This window comes from Polaribacter sp. 2305UL8-11, from assembly GCF_058147165.1.
Genome location: NZ_JBYVJW010000006.1, coordinates 195,034 through 218,128, shown reverse-complemented (window position 1 = coordinate 218,128; position 23,095 = coordinate 195,034). Strand labels below are relative to the sequence as shown.

General features: G+C 28.7%; 24 protein-coding genes. 17 read left to right on the top strand and 7 right to left on the bottom strand.

Translation table 11 applies throughout. The features are described from left to right. Nucleotides 1-155: 155 nt before the first annotated feature. The 5 genes from ACY2RW_RS07755 to ACY2RW_RS07735 all read right to left on the bottom strand — a co-directional run bounded on the left by ACY2RW_RS07755 (nt 156) and on the right by ACY2RW_RS07735 (nt 5,162). A complete protein-coding gene (locus tag ACY2RW_RS07755) occupies nt 156-347 on the bottom strand; it encodes a cold-shock protein (protein ID WP_015480027.1) in 192 nt (63 codons plus the stop codon). A gap of 116 nt (nt 348-463) precedes the next feature. Then, a complete protein-coding gene (locus ACY2RW_RS07750; RefSeq protein WP_490122144.1) occupies nt 464-1,405 on the bottom strand; it encodes an NAD(P)H-dependent flavin oxidoreductase in 942 nt (313 codons plus the stop codon). Further along, a complete protein-coding gene (locus ACY2RW_RS07745) occupies nt 1,405-3,051 on the bottom strand; it encodes a S8 family peptidase (protein ID WP_490122143.1) in 1,647 nt (548 codons plus the stop codon). The genes ACY2RW_RS07750 and ACY2RW_RS07745 overlap by 1 nt, the downstream gene beginning before the upstream one ends. 54 nt (nt 3,052-3,105) lie before the next feature. Continuing rightward, nucleotides 3,106-4,293: a tRNA 2-thiouridine(34) synthase MnmA gene (gene mnmA / locus ACY2RW_RS07740; protein WP_490122142.1), complete on the bottom strand. Its 1,188-nt coding sequence runs from the start codon at nt 4,291-4,293 to the stop codon at nt 3,106-3,108. A 209-nt stretch (nt 4,294-4,502) separates the two neighbouring features. After that, nucleotides 4,503-5,162, bottom strand: coding sequence for a toxin-antitoxin system YwqK family antitoxin (locus ACY2RW_RS07735; protein WP_490122141.1), 660 nt, complete (start codon nt 5,160-5,162; stop codon nt 4,503-4,505). A 133-nt stretch (nt 5,163-5,295) separates the two neighbouring features. Here ACY2RW_RS07735 and ACY2RW_RS07730 point away from each other — a divergent pair, with 133 nt between their 5' ends. The 7 genes from ACY2RW_RS07730 to ACY2RW_RS07700 all read left to right on the top strand — a co-directional run bounded on the left by ACY2RW_RS07730 (nt 5,296) and on the right by ACY2RW_RS07700 (nt 12,048). Continuing rightward, nucleotides 5,296-5,847 carry an adenylosuccinate lyase gene (locus ACY2RW_RS07730; protein WP_490122145.1) on the top strand — a complete coding sequence of 184 codons (552 nt, stop codon included), beginning with the start codon at nt 5,296-5,298 and terminating at the stop codon, nt 5,845-5,847. Nucleotides 5,848-5,891: 44 nt separating this feature from the next. Next, on the top strand, nt 5,892-7,235 hold the full coding sequence (purB, locus tag ACY2RW_RS07725) for an adenylosuccinate lyase (RefSeq protein ID WP_490122140.1): 1,344 nt from the start codon (nt 5,892-5,894) through the stop codon (nt 7,233-7,235). 39 nt (nt 7,236-7,274) lie between these two features. Beyond that, entirely contained in the window at nt 7,275-7,718 is a 444-nt protein-coding gene (locus ACY2RW_RS07720; RefSeq protein WP_490122139.1) for a hypothetical protein, read from the top strand. A gap of 1 nt (nt 7,719) precedes the next feature. Continuing rightward, a complete protein-coding gene (locus tag ACY2RW_RS07715) occupies nt 7,720-8,487 on the top strand; it encodes a TerC family protein (RefSeq protein ID WP_490122138.1) in 768 nt (255 codons plus the stop codon). Between the two features lie 49 nt (nt 8,488-8,536). Beyond that, the gene (locus tag ACY2RW_RS07710) at nt 8,537-8,809 is read left to right on the top strand and encodes a hypothetical protein (RefSeq protein ID WP_490122137.1); all 273 of its coding nucleotides are present in this window, start codon (nt 8,537-8,539) and stop codon (nt 8,807-8,809) included. 107 nt (nt 8,810-8,916) lie between these two features. Then, nucleotides 8,917-11,154 (top strand): TonB-dependent receptor, encoded by a 2,238-nt coding sequence (locus ACY2RW_RS07705; protein ID WP_490122136.1) that lies wholly within the window; start codon nt 8,917-8,919, stop codon nt 11,152-11,154. Nucleotides 11,155-11,283: 129 nt separating this feature from the next. Continuing rightward, nucleotides 11,284-12,048: a CDP-alcohol phosphatidyltransferase family protein gene (locus ACY2RW_RS07700; RefSeq protein ID WP_490122135.1), complete on the top strand. Its 765-nt coding sequence runs from the start codon at nt 11,284-11,286 to the stop codon at nt 12,046-12,048. Here the strand turns inward: ACY2RW_RS07700 and ACY2RW_RS07695 are convergent. Together ACY2RW_RS07695 and ACY2RW_RS07690 are read right to left on the bottom strand one after the other, a co-directional pair. After that, the gene (locus tag ACY2RW_RS07695) at nt 12,045-13,337 is read right to left on the bottom strand and encodes an MFS transporter (RefSeq protein WP_490122134.1); all 1,293 of its coding nucleotides are present in this window, start codon (nt 13,335-13,337) and stop codon (nt 12,045-12,047) included. The two genes, ACY2RW_RS07700 and ACY2RW_RS07695, sit on opposite strands and share 4 nt — an antisense overlap. 73 nt (nt 13,338-13,410) lie before the next feature. Further along, entirely contained in the window at nt 13,411-14,235 is an 825-nt protein-coding gene (locus ACY2RW_RS07690; RefSeq protein WP_490122133.1) for a M48 family metallopeptidase, read from the bottom strand. A gap of 150 nt (nt 14,236-14,385) precedes the next feature. Between ACY2RW_RS07690 and msrB the strand changes: the two genes are divergently transcribed. The 10 genes from msrB to ACY2RW_RS07640 all read left to right on the top strand — a co-directional run bounded on the left by msrB (nt 14,386) and on the right by ACY2RW_RS07640 (nt 23,040). Further along, nucleotides 14,386-14,868: a peptide-methionine (R)-S-oxide reductase MsrB gene (gene msrB, locus ACY2RW_RS07685; RefSeq protein WP_490122132.1), complete on the top strand. Its 483-nt coding sequence runs from the start codon at nt 14,386-14,388 to the stop codon at nt 14,866-14,868. 55 nt (nt 14,869-14,923) lie between these two features. Then, nucleotides 14,924-16,417 (top strand): YfcC family protein, encoded by a 1,494-nt coding sequence (locus ACY2RW_RS07680; protein WP_490122131.1) that lies wholly within the window; start codon nt 14,924-14,926, stop codon nt 16,415-16,417. Nucleotides 16,418-16,421: 4 nt separating this feature from the next. Beyond that, nucleotides 16,422-16,976 carry a DUF1572 family protein gene (locus tag ACY2RW_RS07675; protein WP_490122130.1) on the top strand — a complete coding sequence of 185 codons (555 nt, stop codon included), beginning with the start codon at nt 16,422-16,424 and terminating at the stop codon, nt 16,974-16,976. 66 nt (nt 16,977-17,042) lie between these two features. Beyond that, nucleotides 17,043-17,870, top strand: a complete 828-nt coding sequence (locus ACY2RW_RS07670; RefSeq protein WP_490122129.1) for a helix-turn-helix domain-containing protein — start codon at nt 17,043-17,045, stop codon at nt 17,868-17,870. 45 nt (nt 17,871-17,915) lie between these two features. Next, nucleotides 17,916-19,622, top strand: a complete 1,707-nt coding sequence (locus ACY2RW_RS07665) for a serine hydrolase domain-containing protein (RefSeq protein ID WP_490122128.1) — start codon at nt 17,916-17,918, stop codon at nt 19,620-19,622. A gap of 134 nt (nt 19,623-19,756) precedes the next feature. After that, complete coding sequence (locus ACY2RW_RS07660) at nt 19,757-20,299, top strand: DinB family protein (protein WP_490122127.1); 543 nt, start codon at nt 19,757-19,759, stop codon at nt 20,297-20,299. Continuing rightward, a complete protein-coding gene (locus ACY2RW_RS07655) occupies nt 20,277-20,777 on the top strand; it encodes a hypothetical protein (RefSeq protein WP_490122126.1) in 501 nt (166 codons plus the stop codon). The genes ACY2RW_RS07660 and ACY2RW_RS07655 overlap by 23 nt, the downstream gene beginning before the upstream one ends. A gap of 3 nt (nt 20,778-20,780) precedes the next feature. Continuing rightward, nucleotides 20,781-21,221, top strand: coding sequence for a hypothetical protein (locus ACY2RW_RS07650; protein WP_490122125.1), 441 nt, complete (start codon nt 20,781-20,783; stop codon nt 21,219-21,221). A 77-nt stretch (nt 21,222-21,298) separates the two neighbouring features. Beyond that, nucleotides 21,299-22,627, top strand: a complete 1,329-nt coding sequence (ffh, locus tag ACY2RW_RS07645) for a signal recognition particle protein (protein WP_490122124.1) — start codon at nt 21,299-21,301, stop codon at nt 22,625-22,627. Between the two features lie 41 nt (nt 22,628-22,668). After that, entirely contained in the window at nt 22,669-23,040 is a 372-nt protein-coding gene (locus tag ACY2RW_RS07640; RefSeq protein WP_490122123.1) for a four helix bundle protein, read from the top strand. The last annotated feature ends 55 nt before the right edge of the window (nt 23,041-23,095 follow it).

Sequence of the window (23,095 nt, the reverse complement as noted above, 5' to 3'; positions counted from 1 at the left end):
TAAACTTTTAATTTAATCAGTATTACAAAGGGATTCAGAGGTTTTTACCAACCATTTTTTGCCATTAAGCCATTTTTATAAAAAAACGAAAATAAAAAAAGCCCATCAAATTTGATAGGCTTTTAGATAAAAATTTAACTAGTAATAAATATATATTATAATACTCTTACGTTTACTGCGTTTAATCCTTTTCTTCCATCTTGTAAGTCGAATTCAACTTCATCGTTTTCACGAATTTCGTCAACTAATCCTGACACATGTACAAAATGTTCTTTGTTTGTTCCTTCTTCAGTGATGAATCCGAATCCTTTAGATTCATTGAAAAATTTTACGGTACCTTTATTCATTATAAAAAATTATTGTGTTGTTAAATTCATTCCTAACAACGTTTATTTAAGTTGCAAAGATAGTGCCAATAAAACAAATAGAGCATAAATTATTCATTTTCTTTTACTTAGCTACCTTAAAGCTTATGTATAAAGGCTTTAACTTGATTAAATTCTTCCATAATTTCTTCTAAAACAGCTTTAGCAGGTTTTATTTCGTTAATTAAACCCGCAATTTGACCAATTTCTAACTCTCCATTTTCTAAATCGCCTTCAAACATCCCTTTTTTTGCTCTGGCTCTTCCTAATAATTCTTTAATTTGTTCTATTGATGGATTTTGCTGATATAACTCCTGAACTTCTTGATAAAATTTATTCTTCACCAAACGTACAGGTGCTAATTCTTTTAATGTTAAATGTGTTCCTCCATCTTTCACTTCAACAATTGTATTTTTAAAGTTTTGATGCGCAGAAGATTCTACAGTAGCTGCAAATCTACTTCCTATTTGAACTCCATCTGCCCCTAAAACCATTGCAGCTAACATACCTCTTCCAGATCCAATACCACCAGCTGCAATTACAGGAATTTGAACCTGTTGTTTAACCATAGGAATTAAAGTAAAAGTGGTAGTTTCTTCACGTCCATTATGTCCACCAGCTTCAAAACCTTCACAAACAACTGCATCAACACCAGCTGCTTCTGCTTTTAGGGCAAATTTTACAGAACTCACTACATGAACCACAGTAATATTATTTTCCTTTAAAAAAGAAGTCCATGTTTTTGGGTTTCCAGCAGATGTAAAAACAATTTTTACTCCTTCTTCTATAATAATATTTATAATTTCCTCTATTTGAGGATACAACATAGGTACATTTACACCAAAAGGTTTGTCTGTCGCTTTTTTACATTTTTGAATGTGTTCGCGCAAAACTTCTGGATACATAGATCCTGCTCCAATTAAGCCTAAACCACCAGCATTAGAAACTGCAGAAGCCAATCTCCAACCAGAAACCCAAATCATTCCTCCTTGTATTACAGGGTATTTTATGTTGAATAATTTAGTAATCTTATTCGTCATTATTGTTTTATAATTTTAATTGTTTTTATTTTAGATTCTTTTTCAATTTTTAAAAAATAGATTCCTTTTTCTAAAATTGAAATGTTTATTTCTTTTGAAAGAACTTTATTTTGTTGAAAAACTCTTTTTCCCAAAATATCGAAAATATCAATTCTAATATTTTTTAAATTATTTTCAATTCCTTCTATTTTAAAATTAGTTGAAATAGGATTTGGAACTATTTTTAAATCTTTAAAAAAAATATCTTCAACAGAAAGTGATGATTTATATAATGCAAATGCTTCTTGAAAGTTAGGGATTCCATACCCCATTTGTGATGTAGGATTCGCATATTTATTCGCAGATTTATAAACTGCTTCTTTTAAAAAGTTATTATTTCTCTTTTTGGTTTCTAAATTTTCATATTGATTCAAACAAGCAATAACTCCAGCCATTATTGGCGCCGAAAAAGAGGTTCCACTAGAAGTAGTAATCGAACCATTTGTATGATTAATTACAGCTGAGCCTGCTCCTTTTGCAGCAATTTCTGGTTTTATACGACCATCAAAACTTGGTCCAAAAGAACTAAAAGAAGCTACATTTCCATCTTTATCTACTGCTCCAACTGCAATTACAGATTTTGCATCTGCTGGAGCAGAAATATATTTCCATGTTTTATTTCCTTCATTTCCTGCTGAATTTACCACCAAAATTCCTTTGTTTGCAGCCATTTCTGCTCCTCTTGTAATAAATGTTGTTTTTCCATCCATATCATTATAAGAATAATCATATTTTGGATTATCAAAAGTGGTGTAACCTAAAGAGGTGTTTATAACATCAACTCCTAAACTATCTGCTCTTTCTGCAGCTTCTACCCACAAAGTTTCCTCTAGAGGAACTTCTACAGGCGCATTTTCTGTTCTAAATAAATAGAAAAATGCATCTGGTGCAGATCCCACAAACTCATCTTTTATATAACCTCCAATGGTTGATAAAACATTGGTTCCATGATTATGACCTGTGTAAAAATTATCACTTCTCTCTACAAAATCATAGCCACCTAAAATTTGATTGTTATCTCGTAATCTTTTAAATGCGGATAATGTATTTACATTTGGAAAACCTGCATCAATAACAGCTATAATTTGATCTTTTCCAGTAAAACCTTCTTTATGAAGAAAATCTGCCTTTAACATTGTTATCTGATTTTCTGTATTTCCATACGTAAAATCAGTATTAGAATTTTCGAACTTATTATAATGTTGTCTTTTTTGTTTTGCTGATGTTTTTTTACTGTTTTCATTTAAAGACTTGTCTGCAAATTCAATTTTATCAATAAATGTAAAGACCGACTTTAAATTATCGATATCTCTTTTTGTTCCTTGAATATGAACTGCATTCAACCATTTCGATTTTCCTAAAACAGTAATATTAGCAGTACTTTTAAGAGAATTATAGTAATTTTTTTCTATAGGAACGTCAGTTTCATCTAGAGAAACATTTTGTGTATTTCTTCTATCCAAAGCTTTTTGAGAAAGCATGGTTAGTGGGTTTGCTAAAAAAGTGGTTTTGTTAGGTTTGTCTTTAAAAAATACCCAAGCATCTTGTTGCTGACAGTAAAAATTTGTAGTTAAAAGAACAATTAATAAAAATACTATATTTTTCATAACTCTTATAATGAGTCATAAAAATACTACTTTAAAAATGCTAAAAAAAAGTTTTTAAGAAATTACTCCAGAGCCTAACAATTCTTCGTTTTGATACCAAGCTACAAATTGCCCTTCTTGGATTGCAGATTGTTTGTTTTCAAACGCTACAAACAAGCCATTTTCAACCTTATACAATGTTGCTTTTTCAAGAGGTTGTCTGTATCTAATTCTTGCTTCTACTTGTAAATTTTCACCATTTTTTAGTGTCAAATCTTCACGAATCCAATGTGTTTCTTCATTAGATACGAATAAAACATTTCTATACAAACCTGGGTGGTTTTTTCCTTCACCAGTATAAATTATATTTTTATTTACATCAGTTTCAATCACATACAAAGCTTCTTTTGTACCCCCCACATTTAAACCTTTTCTTTGTCCTTTGGTAAAATAATGTGCTCCTTGATGTTTACCAACTACTTTTCCATCTGTTTTTTGATAAGAAAACTTTGTTGCCAAGTAATTTAGTTCTGCTTCCTTATTTTCAAATTTTGGTGCTGATTTTGTATATTGATTAAAATCTACAGGAATTTGAACAATTTCGCCTTCTTTAGGCTGTAATTTTTGTTGCAAAAACTCTGGCAAACGAACTTTACCAATAAAACACAACCCTTGCGAATCTTTCTTTTCTGCTGTAATTAAATCGGCTTCTTTGGCTATTTCTCTTACTTCTGGCTTTTTTAACTCGCCTATAGGAAATAAGGCTTTTGCCAATTGCTGCTGAGAAAGTTGACATAAAAAATACGATTGATCTTTGTTGTTGTCTTTACCAGCTAATAATTTATAGATAGGTTTTCCATCAATAATTTCTTCTGCTTTTCTACAATAATGACCTGTAGCAACGTAATCTGCTCCTAGTTTTAAAGCAATGTCCATAAAAACATCAAACTTTATTTCTCTATTACAAAGTACGTCTGGGTTTGGTGTTCTTCCTTTTGAGTATTCATCAAACATATAATCTACAATACGTTCTTTGTATTGTTCACTTAAATCTACCACTTGAAAAGGAATTCCGAGTTTTTCTGCAACAATCATAGCATCATTACTATCCTCTAACCAAGGACATTCATTAGAAATGGTTACAGAATCATCATGCCAATTTTTCATAAAAAGACCAATCACTTCATAACCTTGTTCTTTAAGTAAATATGCTGTAACACTAGAATCTACACCACCAGAAAGACCAACAACAACTCGTTTCATTATTTATTTTTGAGGATGCAAAGTTATGAATTTGTAAGGAAAAGATAAGTGATATATATTGAAAGAATTGATGTATTTATTGATTTGAATTATTTTTTGATTAGTGATTATTGAATAGTGATTATAATGAATCTCATTTCAACTTTATGGAGAAATCTTAAATTTGTAGCTTTAATTCTTTACTTCTTACTTAGAGATAACATTTAAAGTTAATTGTCTTTATTCTTTTTAAACTTATTTTCTTTCTTTTTATCTGCTTCTGTTGCAATTTCTCCATCCATATAATACTCCCACTTACCTACTCTTTTTCCATCTTTATAATGTCCAGTTTCTTTTAAATCTCCATTTAACTCAAAGTATTTTGCCAAACCATTTTGCACTCCTTTTTTATACGTAACCTCCTCTATTAGAATGCCTTTGCTAGAATATTTACTTACAACTCCATCTAACAAACCATTTTTATAAACTGCAAATTCTGTTACTTGTCCATCAGGATAATAAACCAATTGTTCTCCTTCTAATTTACCATTTTTATAATTTTCTTCAGACATTAATGTTCCATCTGGATAGAAATATTTCCAGTTTCCAACTCGCTTTCTTCCGTTTAAAACTCCTTCTGTTTCAATTGTACCTTTTAATGTATAAAACTGTACAAAAAGAGAATCTGAGTCTTGAAAAAAAGTTTTTATAATAACAGGATGGTCAGAGTTTGTAATATCATAAAACTTGAAAACGCCTACTTCTTTTCCGTCTTTAAACTGACCTGTATAGCGAATTCTTTTATTTGGGTAATATTTTTTCCAAACACCAGTTCTTTTCTTATTTTTATCAAACTGATTAATTTTTTGTGCTCTAACAGTTTCACTCATAAAAAAACAAGCAAAAAAAGCAAAAACAAAAAACAGTCTTTTTATATTTATCATTTCAATAGTATTTTTATACAAATATACATTAATAGTGCCAAAAACAAATCTACTTTTCCTTACAGAGCAACTCAATAATATGGAAAACCCTAAAAGGGAAAACCGACAAAGAGTGGCAAATATTGTGTTAGAAAATAAAACTTTATTTAAAGAATTGGTTGCTATAACTTTTGATGTTGATAATAAAGTGTCTATAAAAGCAGCTTGGATTTTAGAATGGATTTGTACACATCATCATTTAAATTGGATGGTTTTACATTTAGATGAATTTTCAAAAAAAATAAATGCCCTAAAATTTGACAGTGCAATTAGACCTTGTGCAAAAATTTGCGAACATTTAGCAACAGCCTATTACTCTAAAACCGATAATGAAATTAAAAACAACTTAACAATAGCTCATATTGATGCAATTGTAGAAACTGGTTTTGATTGGTTGATAACCCCTCAAAAAATAGCAGTAAGAGCGTATACAATGAATACTTTGTATTTATTTGGCTTAGAAAAAGATTGGATTCATCCAGAGTTGAAACACCTTATAGAAAGTAAAATTATTCACGAAAGTAAAGGCTGCAAAGCACGTGGAAAACACATTTTGGCTTTGATAGAAAAACATCAAAAATCATCTTTATAAATCTGCTGAAATGCCTATTTTTGCAATTCACAACAGAACAAAAAATGAACTTAACACAATTAAATGCCATCTCTCCTATAGATGGACGTTACAGAGGTAAAATATCGAGTTTAGCTAATTATTTTTCGGAAGAAGCTTTAATAAAGTACAGAGTTCGAGTGGAAATCGAATATTTTATTGCTTTGTGCGAAATTCCTTTGCCACAATTGGCAGATTTTAAGACAGATTTATTTGATGAGTTACGTAATATTTATACGAATTTTACTGCAGAAGATGCTCAAAAAATTAAAGATATCGAAAAAATAACCAATCATGATGTGAAAGCTGTTGAGTATTTTATCAAAGAAAAATTTGATGCACTAAATTTACAAAAATATAAAGAGTTTATTCATTTTGGATTGACCTCTCAAGACATTAACAACACTGCAGTTCCTTTGTCTATTAAAGAGGCAATGAATACTATTTATGTACCTCATTATTTAGAGCTTTTAAAACGTTTACAAGAATTAGTAATTGAGTGGAAAGACGTTTCTATGTTGGCAAGAACGCATGGACAGCCAGCTTCTCCAACACGTTTAGGAAAAGAAATTGATGTTTTTGTGGTTCGTTTAAAAGAGCAATTTAATTTACTAAATGACATACCAAGTGCTGCCAAATTTGGTGGAGCAACAGGTAATTTTAATGCACATAAAGTAGCGTATCCAAAAATTGATTGGAAAAAATTTGGAAGTGAATTTGTACAAGAAAAGTTAGGTTTGCAACATTCTTTCCCAACTACACAAATAGAACATTATGATCATTTAGCAGCATTGTTTGATACCTTAAAACGTATCAATACAATAATTATAGATTTAGACAGAGATTTTTGGACCTATGTTTCTATGGATTATTTTAAACAAAAAATTAAAGCTGGTGAAGTAGGTTCTTCTGCAATGCCACACAAAGTAAATCCTATAGATTTTGAAAACTCTGAAGGAAATTTAGGAATTGCAAATGCCATTTTTGAGCATTTATCTGCAAAATTACCTATTTCTCGTTTGCAGCGCGATTTAACAGATAGTACAGTTTTACGTAATGTTGGAGTTCCTTTTGGGCATACAATAATCGCTTTTACATCTACTTTAAAAGGATTGAATAAATTATTGTTAAACAAAGAAAAGTTTGAACAAGATTTAGAAAATAATTGGGCTGTTGTTGCAGAAGCAATTCAGACTATTTTAAGACGTGAAGCGTATCCAAATCCTTACGAAGCTTTAAAAGGGCTGACAAGAACCAATGAGAAAATCAACCAAAAATCAATTGCCAATTTTATTGATACTTTAGATGTTTCATCAGAAATTAAAGAAGAATTAAAAGCAATAACGCCTGCTAATTATACAGGGATTTAGGTTTTAGTGGTTAGATTGAAATAAAAATGTAATTAAAAAATGGTTGTAAATAAAATTTTATCGAGAAATTACTTTATTCTTTTCTCTCTTTTCTTTTTTCTCTTTATTTCCTGTAAATCAGAAATTAAAGACAATTCAGATAGATTTAAAGTTGGAGTTTTCGAAATTCCTGCTGGAGAAGGGTATAGCAAAACCATTATTACAAGAGTAGATAGTTTGCAGATTGAGGAATATGAAAAGATTGTAAGTATTTCTAATGATAGTACTTCAGGCATTAAAAGAACTAAACATATAGATACATTATATATTAAATGGAAAAATAATTTTTTCTATACTTTAAAGATGAAAACACCCAAAAAGGAGTTAGATAAAGACCCAATTTATGTGCAAATTACAGAGGTTAAAGATAGTTCTTATAATTTTACAGCTAAAATAGGTTTTAGCAAATTTGCTACAGATGGCACTATTTATAAAGTAAAATAAGATGGAAATATTTGCACATGCTGATACTTGGGTTGCACTATTAACACTAACTTTTCTTGAAATTATTTTAGGAATTGATAATATAATTTTTATATCTATATCTGCAAATAAGCTCCAAGAAAATCAAGTTAAAAAAGCCACGATATTAGGTTTGGCTTTGGCAATGGTTACCAGAATTATATTACTTTTTGGAGTTTCTTATTTAATTGCTTTAAAAGACCCTTTTTTAAAAATTGATACTGGTTGGTTTAAAACCAGTTTTACTGGGCAAAGTATTATTCTATTTTTAGGTGGGCTTTTTCTGCTATATAAAAGTACCAAAGAAATTAGAGAAAAAATGGAAGGTACTAATGAAGATGAAGTATTAAAAACTCCTAAAAAAGTATCTTTTACCAATGTAATTATTCAAATTATATTAATTGATATTGTTTTTTCTTTTGATAGTATTTTAACAGCTGTTGGAATGACAAATGGTGTAGATGGTGCTCTTACAATTATGGTTATTGCTGTAATTGTTTCTATTTTAATTATGATGATTTTTGCAAATCCAATAAGTAGTTTTGTAAATAGAAATCCAACCATACAAATGTTGGCACTCTCCTTTTTAATTTTAATTGGCTTTATGTTAATTACTGAAGGTGCTCATTTATCACATACTGAAATTTTTAACAAAACAGTAGGAGCTATTCCAAAAGGATATTTGTATTTTGCCATCGCATTTTCGTTAGGTGTAGAAATGCTGAATTTAAGAATCAGGAAAAAGAAGTAATATCAAAAATTTTAAAAGACATATCAGTTTTATTTTCTTGTTTTTGTTGATGATACCAACATCAATACAAGTAATGCATGAATTAGAAAGCCATGAACATACAATTTGTAGTGCAGTTGGCGAGCATCACATTCACAAACAGGATATAGATTGTGATGAAATTCACAAACAATTAAACGTCTTTTCTACAAATATTGCCTCTAATTATGATGTAATTCCTACACATTACTATACATCAATTTTTATTGATAAACCTCAGGCATTTGCAGCGTTTTATCAATCTGCAAAAACTACAAGAGGACCACCAAGTTTTACTGCTTAAAATCAATTTATTATTATAAAATGAATCTTGTAACAATCGTAAGAATTAAAAAGATTGTTTCAGGCAATTTATAGTAACACATATTTTTAATTAGTAAAACAACATCGATGAAAACATTTATAAAACTGCTATTTTTTATAGCAATATATTCTGCGAATGCTCAAAATAGTATTTCAGGAAAAATTACAGATTTAGAAAACAATCCACTATATCAAGTAGAAATTCAAACTCCAGAACTTCATAAGGGAACAATTTCTTTAGAAGACGGAACTTATATCTTAAAAAACATTCCTAATGGAAAGATTAAAATTACTTTTTCTTATTTAGGTTTTAAAACTGTTTCAAAAATTATTACCATAAATTCAGACACTACTTTAAATATTAAAATGCAAGAATCTCCTTTTGAAATGGATGAGATTATTGTTTCTACACCTTTTAATAAATTACAATCAGAAAATGTAATGAAAGTAGAAAGACTGTCTATAAAATCTATTCAAAAATTAGGTTCTACAACACTGTCTGAAGGGATTACAAATATTGCAGGAGTTTCTCAAATATCTACAGGAGCTTCTATTGGAAAACCTGTAATAAGAGGTTTAAGCGGAAATAGAGTTTTGGTATACACACAAGGAATTCGTTTAGAAAATCAACAATTTGGTAGTGAACATGGTTTAGGAATTAATGATGCTGGAATTAGCAGTGTAGAAGTTATAAAAGGGCCTGCTTCCCTATTATATGGCTCTGATGCTTTGGGTGGTGTTTTATATCTAAATCCAGAAAAATTTGCATCACAAAATAATAGTGATATAAGTTTTAACCAACGTTTTTTTAGCAATACTTTAGGTACAAATTCGTCTTTAGGTTATAAAGTTTCTAATGATAAATGGAAGTTTTTAGCAAGAGGAACTTATGCATCACATGCTGATTATAAGATTCCTACAGGAAAAAGAGTTACAAATACACGTTTTAATGAGAAAGACTTTAAAACAGGAATAGGCTATTCTAAAGATAATTTTTCTTCAGAAATTAGGTATAACTTTAACAGATCTAATTTAGGTTTACCAGAAGAAGGAATAGCAGAACAATCTAAAAGTAGAACATTGTTAGAACCTTATCAAGAAATTGACAATCATATATTGAGTTCTCACAATCATTTTTTCTTTGGAAACTCTAAATTAGATATCGATTTGGGGTATACTTTTAATGATAGACAAGAATTTGAAGAGCATGAAGATGAGGCAGACCATAAAGAAGATGAAGAAGCTGCATTAAGAATGAAGCTAAAAACCTTTACATACAATGCAAAATACCATTTCCCTAAAATTGGAAATTTTGAAATTTTATCAGGCATCCAAGGATTGCATCAAACAAATACCAACTTTGGTGAAGAAATATTAATACCAAATGCTAGAATGAATGATTTTGGGATTTTTACAACAGCAAATTACACATGGAATAAAAATACTTTGCAAGCAGGAATCCGTTTTGATAATAGAAATATTACAACAGAAAGACACGAAATTACTCATGATAATGACACACATATTTTTGAAGCTATTGATAAATCTTACAATAGTTTTACAACTTCTTTAGGTTTAAAAAATGCTATAACAGATAAAATTACATCAAGAATTAATGTTTCTACTGGTTTTAGAGCTCCAAACTTAGCTGAGTTATCTTCTAATGGAGTGCATCATGGAACAAATAGATTTGAAAAAGGAAATAGCAATTTAGTAAATGAAAAAAATACGCAAATTGATCTTTCTTTAGAATATAAAACCGAACATTTTGAGTTTTTTGCAAATGGTTTTTACAACATACTTAATGACTATATATACATAACTCCAACAAATGAAATTGAAGATGGAGAACGTGTATTTACCTACACACAAGAAGATGCAAAATTATATGGTGGAGAATTTGGGTTACATTTACACCCACATCCATTAGACTGGTTGCATTTAGAAAGTACTTTCGAAACTGTTATTGGTAAACAAAATAATGGAAGCTATTTACCATTAATTCCTGCAAATACTTGGAGAAATACATTTAGAACTGAGTTTACTATTAACAAATGGTTACAACAAGGTTATACATCTCTTACTTTACAAAGTACATTTTCACAAAATAATGTAAGTGCATTCGAGACACCAACTGCTGCATACAGTTTACTTAATTTTGGTTTTGGTGGAGAAATAAATATGCGCAATTTAAAATTTACCACAAACTTAACTGTAAATAATTTGTTAGATAAAAAGTATATCAATCATTTATCAAGATTAAAACCAGATGCTATTTTAAACCAAGGCAGAAATATTGTTTTAGGTGTTAATTTTAATATCTAAATCTTTAAAAAAGATAGAAAAAAGTGTTACTTAATTGTAGCACTTTTTTTTATTTTTGTTGTCATTAAACAGTGCTGTTTTAGATCCTTTTATTGGTGATAAAAATGCTCTTAACCCAATTGCATTTTTATGTCTAAATTACCAAAAGAACATCAATTTTTAGATTTATCTGATTATGGAAGACCCATTGCAAAAATCATTGCAAAGTCTCTAAAAAACACCTCTTTTACACCTGTAGATGTTACTATTGCATTTTTTATTTCTGGTCTAATTGGTATTTATAGTATTGTTATAGAATATTATTGGGCTGCAGCTTTTTTTTTGATATTTAAATCTATTTTAGATGCTGCAGATGGTGAGTTGGCAAGAATAAAAGAAACACCTTCTTATACAGGGCGTTTTTTAGATTCTGTTGCAGATATTGTCCTTAACTTTATCATATTTATTACACTTTGGCAACTTACAGAAATCCATATTTTATATGCGTTATTCGCTTTTTTCGGACTTCAGCTACAAGGAACCTTATACAATTATTATTATGTAATTCTTAGAAATCGTTTTAATGGTGATATTACTAGTCGTATTTTTGAAGACAAAACACCAGTAGCTTTACCTGGAGAAAAACAAAAAAATGTAACTATACTTTATATTATTTATAAAACTTTATATGGCGTTTTTGATGAAATAATTTATGCATTAGACAGAAATGCACCCAAAGGAAAACCTTTTCCAAATTGGTTAATGACGCTAATTTCTACTTTTGGTTTGGGTTTTCAACTTTTAATAATAAGTATATTCTTAGTTTTAGAATTAAAAACTTTTATTATTCCTTTTTTTATTGGGTATTCTTTGCTCGTTTTTCTTTTTATAGGAATTAGAAAATTATTGTATTAATGTACATATTCTGTTTTCTTTAATCTACTTAGTACAACTAAAGAAGCTACAAAAAATAATGCCAAACTTAAGACACTATATTGCATAGATTCCGTTAAATAAATTAAGAAACCAAAAACAAAAGTTCCTAAAACAATTGCTATTTTTTCTGTTACATCATAAAAACTAAAATAGGTTGCATTGTCATACGTTTTAGGCAATAATTTAGAATAGGTAGACCTTGTTAAAGATTGTATTGCACCTAAAACCAAACCTAATAAACCACCTAATGCATAAAAATAAATATCTACATTTGGTAAATCTTTTTCTAATAAAAAAGCACTAAAGCAAACAAGAATCCAAATAAATATAGTAATTTTTATGGCTTTAAAATTGCCTACTTTAGAGGACAATCTTGAAAAAAACCAAGCCCCAAAAATTGCCACAACTTGAATTAGTAAAACTGTAATAATTAAATTTATAGTTTCTAAACCCAACTCTGAAGATCCAAAAATAGTTGCTAATAAGATGATGGTTTGTACACCTACACTCAGCAAGAAAAAAGCAATTAAAAAATTTCTTAAAGTTGGATAGTGTCTTAATTCATTCCAAACTTTTTTCAACTCTTTAAAACCTTTCCATATATAATCTTTTTCTGGTTTTCTGTTGTGTATATTGTTGGGTAATTTTTTAAATGTTATTTGTGCGAAACCAATCCACCAAAGGCCTACCATTACAAAAGAATAGCGCATCATAATAAGTTTCATATCACCATCTTCTTGAGACATAATTAAGTACAAACTTATTCCTAATAAAATGATAGAACCTACATAGCCATGTATAAAACCCTTTGCACTAGCAGCATCTTGTTGTTCTGGATGTGCCACTTCTGGTAAATAAGAATTGTAAAATACAATACTTGACCAAAAACCAATACTTGCTAAAACTGTACAAATAATACCAATCCAAGCCGTGTTTATATCTTTAAAAAAATACATACTCATTACAGATAAACCTCCTAACCAGCAGAAAAATTTCATGAATTTTAATTTATTTCCAGTATAATCTGCGATTGCAGATAGTATTGGCGACATAAATGCAACCACTAAAAAGGAGAATGACAAAGCATAGCTGTATAATGTATCTGGATAATCCCATTTCATCCAAAGAAAATTTACAGTTTTGCCATCTGTAATTGCACTATAAAATAGTGGGAAAACTGCAGTACTAATTACTAAAGAGTACACTGAGTTAGCCCAATCATAAAAAGCCCAGGCATTTATTAATTTTTTATCTCCAATTTTTAACATAGAATGTATTTTATAAAAAAAACCGTTCAACAAAAAATTGAACGGCTACAATATAGCGAAACTATTTTATTTGCTATTTTTTGATTTGATTATTTCCTTGCGCGTTAAATTGCGCAGCATATTTTCTTGCTGTTGGCAAATAATTTCTTAAATCTTTTATTCTAGATGCATTTGTAGGGTGAGTACTCAAAATTTCTGGACCTTGCTTACCTCCTGCTCTCTTGCTCATTCTTACCCAAACTTCTGCAGCTTCTCTACCATCATAACCAGCCATTATCATAAAGACTAGACCTAGTCTATCTGCTTCTTGTTCATGAGTTCTACTAAACTTTAACATTCCTAAACCAGAGCCAATACCAAAAGCCATGTTCCATAGTTGCTGTGTTTTTGGATCTTTACCAGATGTACCTAAAGCCACTGCCAAACCACCTAATTGTTGTAATTGTCCTTGAGACATTCTTTCTTGTCCATGTTTTGCAAATGCGTGCGCTACTTCATGCCCCATAACTGCAGCAACTCCATTTTCATTCGCACAAATTGGCATAATACCCGTATAAAAAACAACTTTACCTCCAGGCATACACCAAGCATTTACAGTTTTGTCTTCTATTAAATTAAACTCCCATTTATATGAATTAGCTTCTGCAACCATGTTATTTGCTCTCATGAATCTGTCTACAGCAGCAGAAATATTCTTACCAACTTCTTTTACTTGATTGGTCATAGCTCTATTACTAGATAATTTATTTTCTTGCAAAAAACCTCTATATTGAGCAAAACTTGCTGGTAATACTTGAGCATCACTTACAAAATTTACTCTTTTTCTTCCTGTAATTGGCACTGTGCTACACTCTGTAAACAAAAATACTGACAGTACTAAAAAAACTATTTTCTTCATTTTTTTATATTTTTAATTAGATGAAGCAATTTATAAATTTATAAATAAACTATTGCACTCAAATCATTTTTATAATAACTTATTTAAAATTTAAACTGTAAGGCTTACATTTACAAAACGACGAATTAAGAAATTTTAAAGAAATAAAATATGATCAATAAATTTTTAACTATTTTAAGTTTTATTATATTAATTAGTTGCAATAGCAAAGCCCAAACACCTGCAAAAGAAAAAAAAGTTTATAAAGTAGAAAAAACATCTGCAGAATGGAAAAAAATACTCACACCACAACAATTTTATGTTTTACGAGAGGCAGGAACAGAAAGAGCATTTACAAGCCCATTAAATAAAAATTACAAAGAAGGAGTTTATGTTTGTGCAGCTTGTAAAACGCCATTATATGAATCTAAACATAAATTTGATTCTGGCACTGGCTGGCCTTCTTTTGATAGAGCCATTAAAGGAAGTGTAGAATTAGATGTAGATTACAAAATAGGATATGCAAGAACTGAATTAAAATGTAGTACATGTGGTAGTCATTTAGGACATTCTTTTGATGATGGTCCTCAAGACACAACAGGAAAAAGACATTGTATAAATGGAGTTGCTTTAAAGTTTATTGCTAAAAAATAATCTCTAAAAACTATAAAAAAAGTATCTTTAGCTATTTAAAATTCAAATTTTAAATATGAAGAGATTTAAATTTCCAAGTGCGCAAAGTGTTCTATTGATGATAGCTGCGTTTGTAGCTTTATTAACTTGGTTAATACCTTCTGGCCAATATGATAGGTTGGCATATAACAAAGAAAACAATACATTTGTACAAACAAGCCAAGAAAAAACAATTTCTTTACCTGCAACAGAAGAAACACTAGCCTCTTTAGAAATTAAAATTCCTTTAGAAAAATTTACTTCTGGAGCAATTAATAAACCTATTAGTATACCAGAAACTTACCGAGAATTAAAGCCAAATCCACAAGGATTTAAATCATTTGTACAAGCACCTTTAAAAGGCATTATTCAAACAGCAGATATCATTATTTTAGTGTTATTTATTGGAGGTCTAATTGCAATTGTAAACTATACTGGCGCTTTTGAAGCAGGAATTTCTAAATTATCAATATTATTAACAGGAAAAGAATTCTTTTTAATTATTATAGTTACAACTTTAGTTGCTATTGGAGGTACAACTTTTGGTCTTGAAGAAGAAACCATTGCATTTTATCCTATTTTAATCCCCATTTTTTTAGCTGCAAAATATGATGCTATTGTAGCTTTAGCGTGTATTTATATTGGCTCATCTATAGGAACAATGATATCCACCATAAATCCTTTCAGTGTTATTATTGCTTCGAATTCTGCAGGCGTTAATTGGACAAACGGAATGTATGGAAGAATTGGAATGTTGTTTTTAGGTATCATTATTTCTCTTTTATACATTATTAGATATGCACAACGTGTAAAAAAAGATGCAACTAAATCTATTATTTTTGATCAAAAAGAAGAAATAGAAGCACTTTTTTTAAATAAAAATAATGCATCATTTAAATTAACTGGAAAACTAAAATTAGTATTATTAATTTTTATTGTTTCTTTTATGATAATGGTTTATGGCGTAAGTAATTTACACTGGTGGTTTTTAGAAATGACTGCTGTATTTTTTGTTGCAGCTGTTTTAATAGGAACTATTATTAGAATCAATGAAACTGTTTTTGTAAATACTTTTATGAAAGGAGCTAGCGATTTACTAAGTGTCGCTTTTATTATAGGCTTAGCAAGAGGGGTAACTATTTTAATGGAAGATGGCCTAATTAGTGATACACTTTTATTTTATTCTAGCTCAATAACAAACGGAATGAACAAAGGCTTGTTTATTAATACAATGATGTATGTATATAGTGGGTTATCATTCTTTATTCCATCCTCTTCTGGAATGGCTGTTTTAACAATGCCAGTTTTATCTCCTTTAGCAGATGGTGTTGGTGTTGGTAGAGAATTGGTTGTAAACGCATATATGTTTGGAATGGGATTGTTTAAATTTATAAATCCAACTGGATTAATTTTAGCCTCTTTAGCTATTGTAAAAGTTAGTTATGATAAATGGTTGAAATTTGTTATGCCATTAGTAATTATTTTAGCAGTTACATCTATGTTATTTTTAACAATTTCAGTTTATTTATAGAATTATGAATAATTCTTATTTACCAAGTATTAAAAAACAATTTGAATATTATAAATCTTTAGGAGATAAAACTTTTCTGCAATTAACAGAAGAACAATTCTTTTGGTTACCAAATGCAGACGATAATTCTATATCTATTATTGTTAAACATATTGCTGGTAATATGAAATCTCGTTGGACAAACTTTTTAACTGAAGATGGAGAAAAAGAATGGAGAAATAGAGATGATGAATTCATAAATTCATTTACCACCAAAGAAGAAATAATTGCTTATTGGGAAATGGGTTGGGATTGTTTGTTTAATGCGATTAACTCGTTAACTGAAAAAGATTTGAATACTATTGTCTTTATCAGAAATCACGGACATACAGTTATTGAAGCTGTTAATAGACAATTATGTCATTACTCTTATCATATTGGTCAGATTGTATTTTTAGGTAAATTTTTATTAGGAAATAATTGGCAATCATTATCTGTTGCTAAAGGAACGTCTAAAGAATACAATGTAGAAAAATTCTCTAAAGAAAAAAGAAGAACACATTTTACCGAAGATTTGTAGAATTTAGTAACAAAATAGATTTTGTTTCGTCTTCAAAATATACAAGTTATTTGAAATTTTATTTAGATGAAAAAACTATTAAAAGGAGAATATTTTGGAAATCATTATAACAAAAATCAGTTTAATGATTTGTTGATTACAGATACAGAATACACTCATGATAAAGTAGATTGGCATTATCATCAAAACCCATACTTTACCTATTTATTACAAGGAAAATTATTTGAAGAGAACAAGAAAGAAAACTATTATCTAAATAGTGGCAGTTTGCTGTTTCATAATTGGCAAGATGCGCATCATAATATAAAACCGCCCGAATTTACAAGAGGTTTTCACATAGAAATGACTAATGATTGGTTTGATTTATACAGCATCAAATCTTTTGATTTTGAAGGAAGCTTACATTTAGAAAATCCTTTAATTAAGCAAAAAATGAATGCCATTTTTTTAGAAAGCAAAATTAAAGATACTAATAGCCAACTCACCATAGATATGTTGCTGATTGATATTTTTAATACCATAAAACTCAAGGATGATATTATTGATAATCAAACTCCAAATTGGGTAAAGCAACTCAAGGAAATATTACACAATTCACCTAAAACATGTACTTCTTTAAGTAATTTAAGCGCTATTTTAAACATTCATCCTGTGCATTTATCTAGAGAATTTCCTAAATATTTTAAAACCACAATTGGAAATTATATAAGAACTCAAAAACTGAATAAAGCACTACTGCTAATTGCAGAAAATAAACTTTCTATGACTGAAATTTGTTATGAATGCGATTTTTACGACCAAAGTCATTTTACGACTTCTTTAAAAAAAGTATATCAACAAACACCTTTAAAAATTTCAAAAAAAATAGGCAATGTTAATTTATTACAATTTTAAAAAAATTAATCAATTTACTTTTGTAATGAATTTAAAAACATTTTAATGAATACTTATTTTAAAACACTAGTACTACTTTTTGTATTTACATTTTCATCTATTCAATCTCAAACAAATATCAAAGATTACGAAATGCAATGGGAAGGGAAATTAAATGACAAAAATGCATTTAATTTTTATGTTTCTATTGAAATTCTTAATAACAACGAATATAAACTTTCTTTATATAACAAGAATTTTAATTTCTCAAAAAATGTAAGTTCTAGTTCCAAAGAATTTATTGAATTTAATATTGATGATAATACTTCTTTTAGTGGAATTTTAAACAAAAAGAAAAAAGAAATTTCTGGTTTTATAAGCTCTGGAATGTACTTTTATCACACAAAGCTTACTAAAGATAAAAATGAAAAATATATTGGAAAATGGAACGTTTTTCTGTTGGAAGAATTACTTTCAAAATCTATCTTTTTAAGCATTGAAAATGTTATTGAAAATGGGTTTGATGCATTTCCTTTTTTTGGAGATCAACGTTTTGCTGGAACTCATGCTTTTAATGCTAAACTAAATAAAAACATAATTACTTTTCAAGATTTTAGAACAGGTATCCATTTTAGAGCTACGCTTTTAAAAGAAACTATAGAATTGGAAGCTTTAGTAGCCAATACAGCATTTACAAAAGTTTCTTTACAAAAAACAAAAACTCCTTGGAAATTTGGAGATTATAAAACCAATCATAACAAAATTTCTAAATTAGATGATGGTTGGAAAATGAATCCCTTAAGAAATACTTCTCTTCTTAAAAAGATTGAGGATAGCATTCATCAAAAAAAACTAATAAATACCCACTCAGTTTTAATCGCCAAAAAAGGAAAAATAGTTTATGAGAAATATTTTGATGGGCACACAAATAAAACTATTCACGACCAACGTTCTGCATCCAAAAGCATAGCTTCTGCAATTACAGGAATTGCAATTGAAGAAGGTTTACTAAAGAGTGATACTGATTTGTTATACAATTATTTACCAAAAGAATATCAAAACCCAAAAGATGCTCTTAAATCGGAAATAAAGATAAAAGACTTACTTACAATGAGTTCTGGATTAGATGCTGTAGATTTTGGTACTAAAAGAAAATCTAAAGCATCAGAACAAGCTTATCAAAATTCTAGAAATTGGTTAAAAACAGTTTTAAATGCTCCAATGATAAACAAACCAGGAACTGTTGCCAATTATGGTTCTGCAAACCCTTATTTATTAGGTGTTATTTTGAACGACATTACTCCTATCCCATTGCAATTGTATATGGATCAAAAATTATTAAATCCCTTAGGAATAAAGAATTATGCCATTCAAAAAGAAATGACAGGAAAACCATATTTTGGTGGTGGTATATACATCAGTCCAAGAGATATGCTTAAATTTGGGCAGTTATATTTATGCAAAGGTAAACTGAATGGAAAGAGAATACTATCAAAAAAATGGGTTGAAAAATCTTTTAAAAACTATTTGAATTTAGAGAATACTATAGAGAAAAATGGCTATGGTTATTTATGGTGGCATAAAATGTATTCTATAAATGGCAAGAAAATAAAATCGATTGAAGCTCGTGGAAATGGCGGACAATATATTTTTATAGTTCCAGAATTAGATATCGTTTCTGTAATTACAGCTGGAAATTATAGAAATGGAAAAACAAAGCAGCCAGAAATTATTTTTGAAAAATATATTTTACCTACATTAATTAAAAAATAACTATTTTATGTATAAATGTACATTTTAAAGTAAAAAAAATAGTTAAATAATTACATAATAAAATGAACAGTAATAACAATATTAAATTATTACTGTTCATTTTTGTATATTTCAAATTCATTTAATTAATAATAATGGAAAAAGATGCAATCGCAGATTTATTAGAAGAAAAACATCAAATTTTGTTTAGCTGGTTAGAGAGTCAACCAGATGATAATTGGGAAAAAGGTCCTGATGGAAAATGGACTGTTGGTCAGCAAATTCTTCATCTAGTAAATAGTTTGCAGCTATTAAATAATGCTTTAAGCTACCCTCGTTTTTTTCTAAAATATAAATTTGGCACCTGTAATAGAGAACCAAGAGATTATAAAACTGTTGCTAAAAAATATCAAGAAAAATTAATTGCTAACCAAGAAAGAGCAAGAATTTTTAATCAGAAATTAAAGAAACCCCTGCAAAAAGATAGAGAAAGGTTATTAACAAAACTCCAAATTCAAAATAAAAAACTACAATACAAACTCAAAAAAATTAGTGATATTAATTTAGACACTTTGGTAATACCACATCCTTTAATGGGAAAAATGACTCTTAGAGAAATTATCATGTGGACTGCTTATCATACAGAACATCATATACAAATTTTAATTAGTAATTATGCTGAAGAAAGTTATTGTTAGGCCATATTATTTATTAATTTTTATAATATTTTTATATGGATGCCCTCAAGCAATATCGCATAAATACAAAAAGATAAATGATATTTCTGATATCAATAAAAATAGCATCATAAATTATAAAAAAGATTCTATTGATGTATATTTAAGTTATATCCATTTTTTTGGTAATAAAAAAAGAAATTCACTCATTGCTGTTCTTAAATTTTTATCAGAAAATTCTATTTCAAAAAGTAACTATAGCATTGAAATTATATCTTCAAAATTTGGCAATTTAAGCAACATAAAAATTCCTTCTGATTATTCTGAAATTAAACACTCTTATCATTCTTATTTTAAAAAAGAAATTGATACAAATAATATTTTTCATTTTCAGAAAATAATTGGAACAAAAAACTCTTTACGAAAGTTAAAAAAAGATACCATTTTTATAGTAATCAATAAAAAAAAGTATCCATTTATAATACCAGATATAAATTAAAAAATGAAAAAAATTATAACTAAACCTCATCTTTTTTTCTTTAGCTTGGTTCCTTTATTTTTGATTATTGCATTCTTAAATGGAGATAAAGTTATTGATATTAACATCTACGACACCTATTTTGTAATAGCCAATTATCATATTGCCTTATTTTCTGCAATATTTTTTGCAATGATTGGCATTAATTATTTCTCTCTATTTTGGGCAGAAAAACACCCTAAAAAGGGGTTAACAATTATACATTTACTTTTACAAACTATAGCTTTAATACCTCTTTTATACGCTATTTTATTTGTAGATTCTAAAAATAATTTTTTACACAATAATTTTTTAGGTTTTACACAATTAAATCTAGTTTTAGCTTTGTCTTTCTTAATTTTCATTTTATCAATGCTTTTTCATCTAATTAACTTTTTTACAAGTTTATTTTTAAAGTCAGAATAATCAAAAAACTACTTTCATTACTTACAAAAACCATCACTAATTCTTATATTTGTGCTTCCTAAAAAAGAAGACAAATTATGTTTAATAATTTAAGCGATAAATTAGATAAAGCCTTACACACCCTAAAAGGGCATGGAAAAATTACTGAGGTAAATGTTGCAGAAACACTAAAAGAAGTTCGTAGAGCTTTGTTAGACGCCGATGTTAACTTTAAAATTGCCAAAGAATTTACCAAAAGAGTACAAACCAAAGCACTAGGACAAGATGTATTAACTACATTAAACCCTGGACAATTAATGGTTAAGTTAGTAAAAGATGAACTAACCGAATTAATGGGTGGAGAAACTGTTGGTATAAACTTAGGAGGATCTCCAACCGTGATTTTAATGTCTGGTTTACAAGGTTCTGGTAAAACTACTTTTTCTGGAAAATTAGCTAATTACCTAAAAACTAAAAAATCTAAACAAGTACTTTTAGTAGGTTGTGATGTATATAGACCTGCTGCCATTAATCAATTACAAGTTGTTGGAGAACAAATTGGAGTTGAAGTATATGCAGAAGTTGGAAATCAAAATCCAGTCGAAATTTCTCAAAACGCAATTAAACATGCCAAAGCAAATGGTAAAAATGTTGTAATTATTGATACAGCTGGACGTTTAGCTGTGGATGAAGAAATGATGACAGAAATTTCTAACATCCATAAAACCGTTAATCCACAAGAAACCTTGTTTGTAGTAGATTCTATGACAGGTCAAGATGCAGTAAATACTGCAAAAGCATTTAACGATATTTTAAATTTTGAAGGAGTTGTTCTTACAAAATTAGATGGTGATACACGTGGTGGAGCAGCTTTATCTATAAAATCTGTAGTAGATAAACCAATAAAATTTATTGGTACTGGAGAAAAAATGGATGCAATTGATGTTTTCCATCCAGATAGAATGGCAGATCGTATTCTTGGAATGGGAGATGTTGTTTCTTTAGTAGAAAGAGCACAAGACCAATATGATGAGGAAGAAGCTAGAAAATTACAGAAAAAGATTGCCAAAAATCAGTTTGGTTTTGATGATTTCTTAAATCAGATTCAGCAAATTAAAAAAATGGGATCAATGAAAGATTTGGTGGGTATGATTCCTGGGGCTGGAAAAGCAATGAAAGATGTAGATATAGATGATGATGCATTTAAAGGGATTGAAGCAATTATTCACTCAATGACACCATCAGAAAGAAGTACACCATCAAGTATAAATGCAAGTAGAAAAAAGAGAATTGCAAAAGGTTCTGGAACTTCTATTCAAGAAGTAAATCAGTTAATGAAACAATTCAACCAAATGAGTAAAATGATGAAAATGATGCAAGGTGGTGGAGGCAGAAAGATGATGCAAATGATGAAAGGGATGAAATAGTGAGTTAGTCACAGTTTTCAGTAACAGTTATCAGTAAAACTATGGATTTCAAACAATTATTGGCTTACAAGAAAGCATTTGATTTGTCAATGTATATTTTTGAAACATCTAAATCATTTCCTAAAGAAGAAAAATATTCTTTAACCGATCAAATAAGAAGAAGTTCACGTTCTGTATGTGCAAACATTGCAGAAGCATATAGAAAAAGAAGATATCCAAAACATTTTATCAGTAAATTAACAGATTCTGATGGAGAAAATTCTGAAACCAGTACTTGGTTAGATTTTGCATTTGCTTGTGAATATTTATCAAAAGAAAAGCATCTTACCTATTCAGAAAAAAATAAAGAAATTGGAAAACTAATCAATTTTATGATAAATAATCCAGGTAAATTTGGAGTTAAAACAGATTAAAATAAAATCTCAATTACAACTGAAAACTGAGACTGAGACTGAGACTGAGACTGAA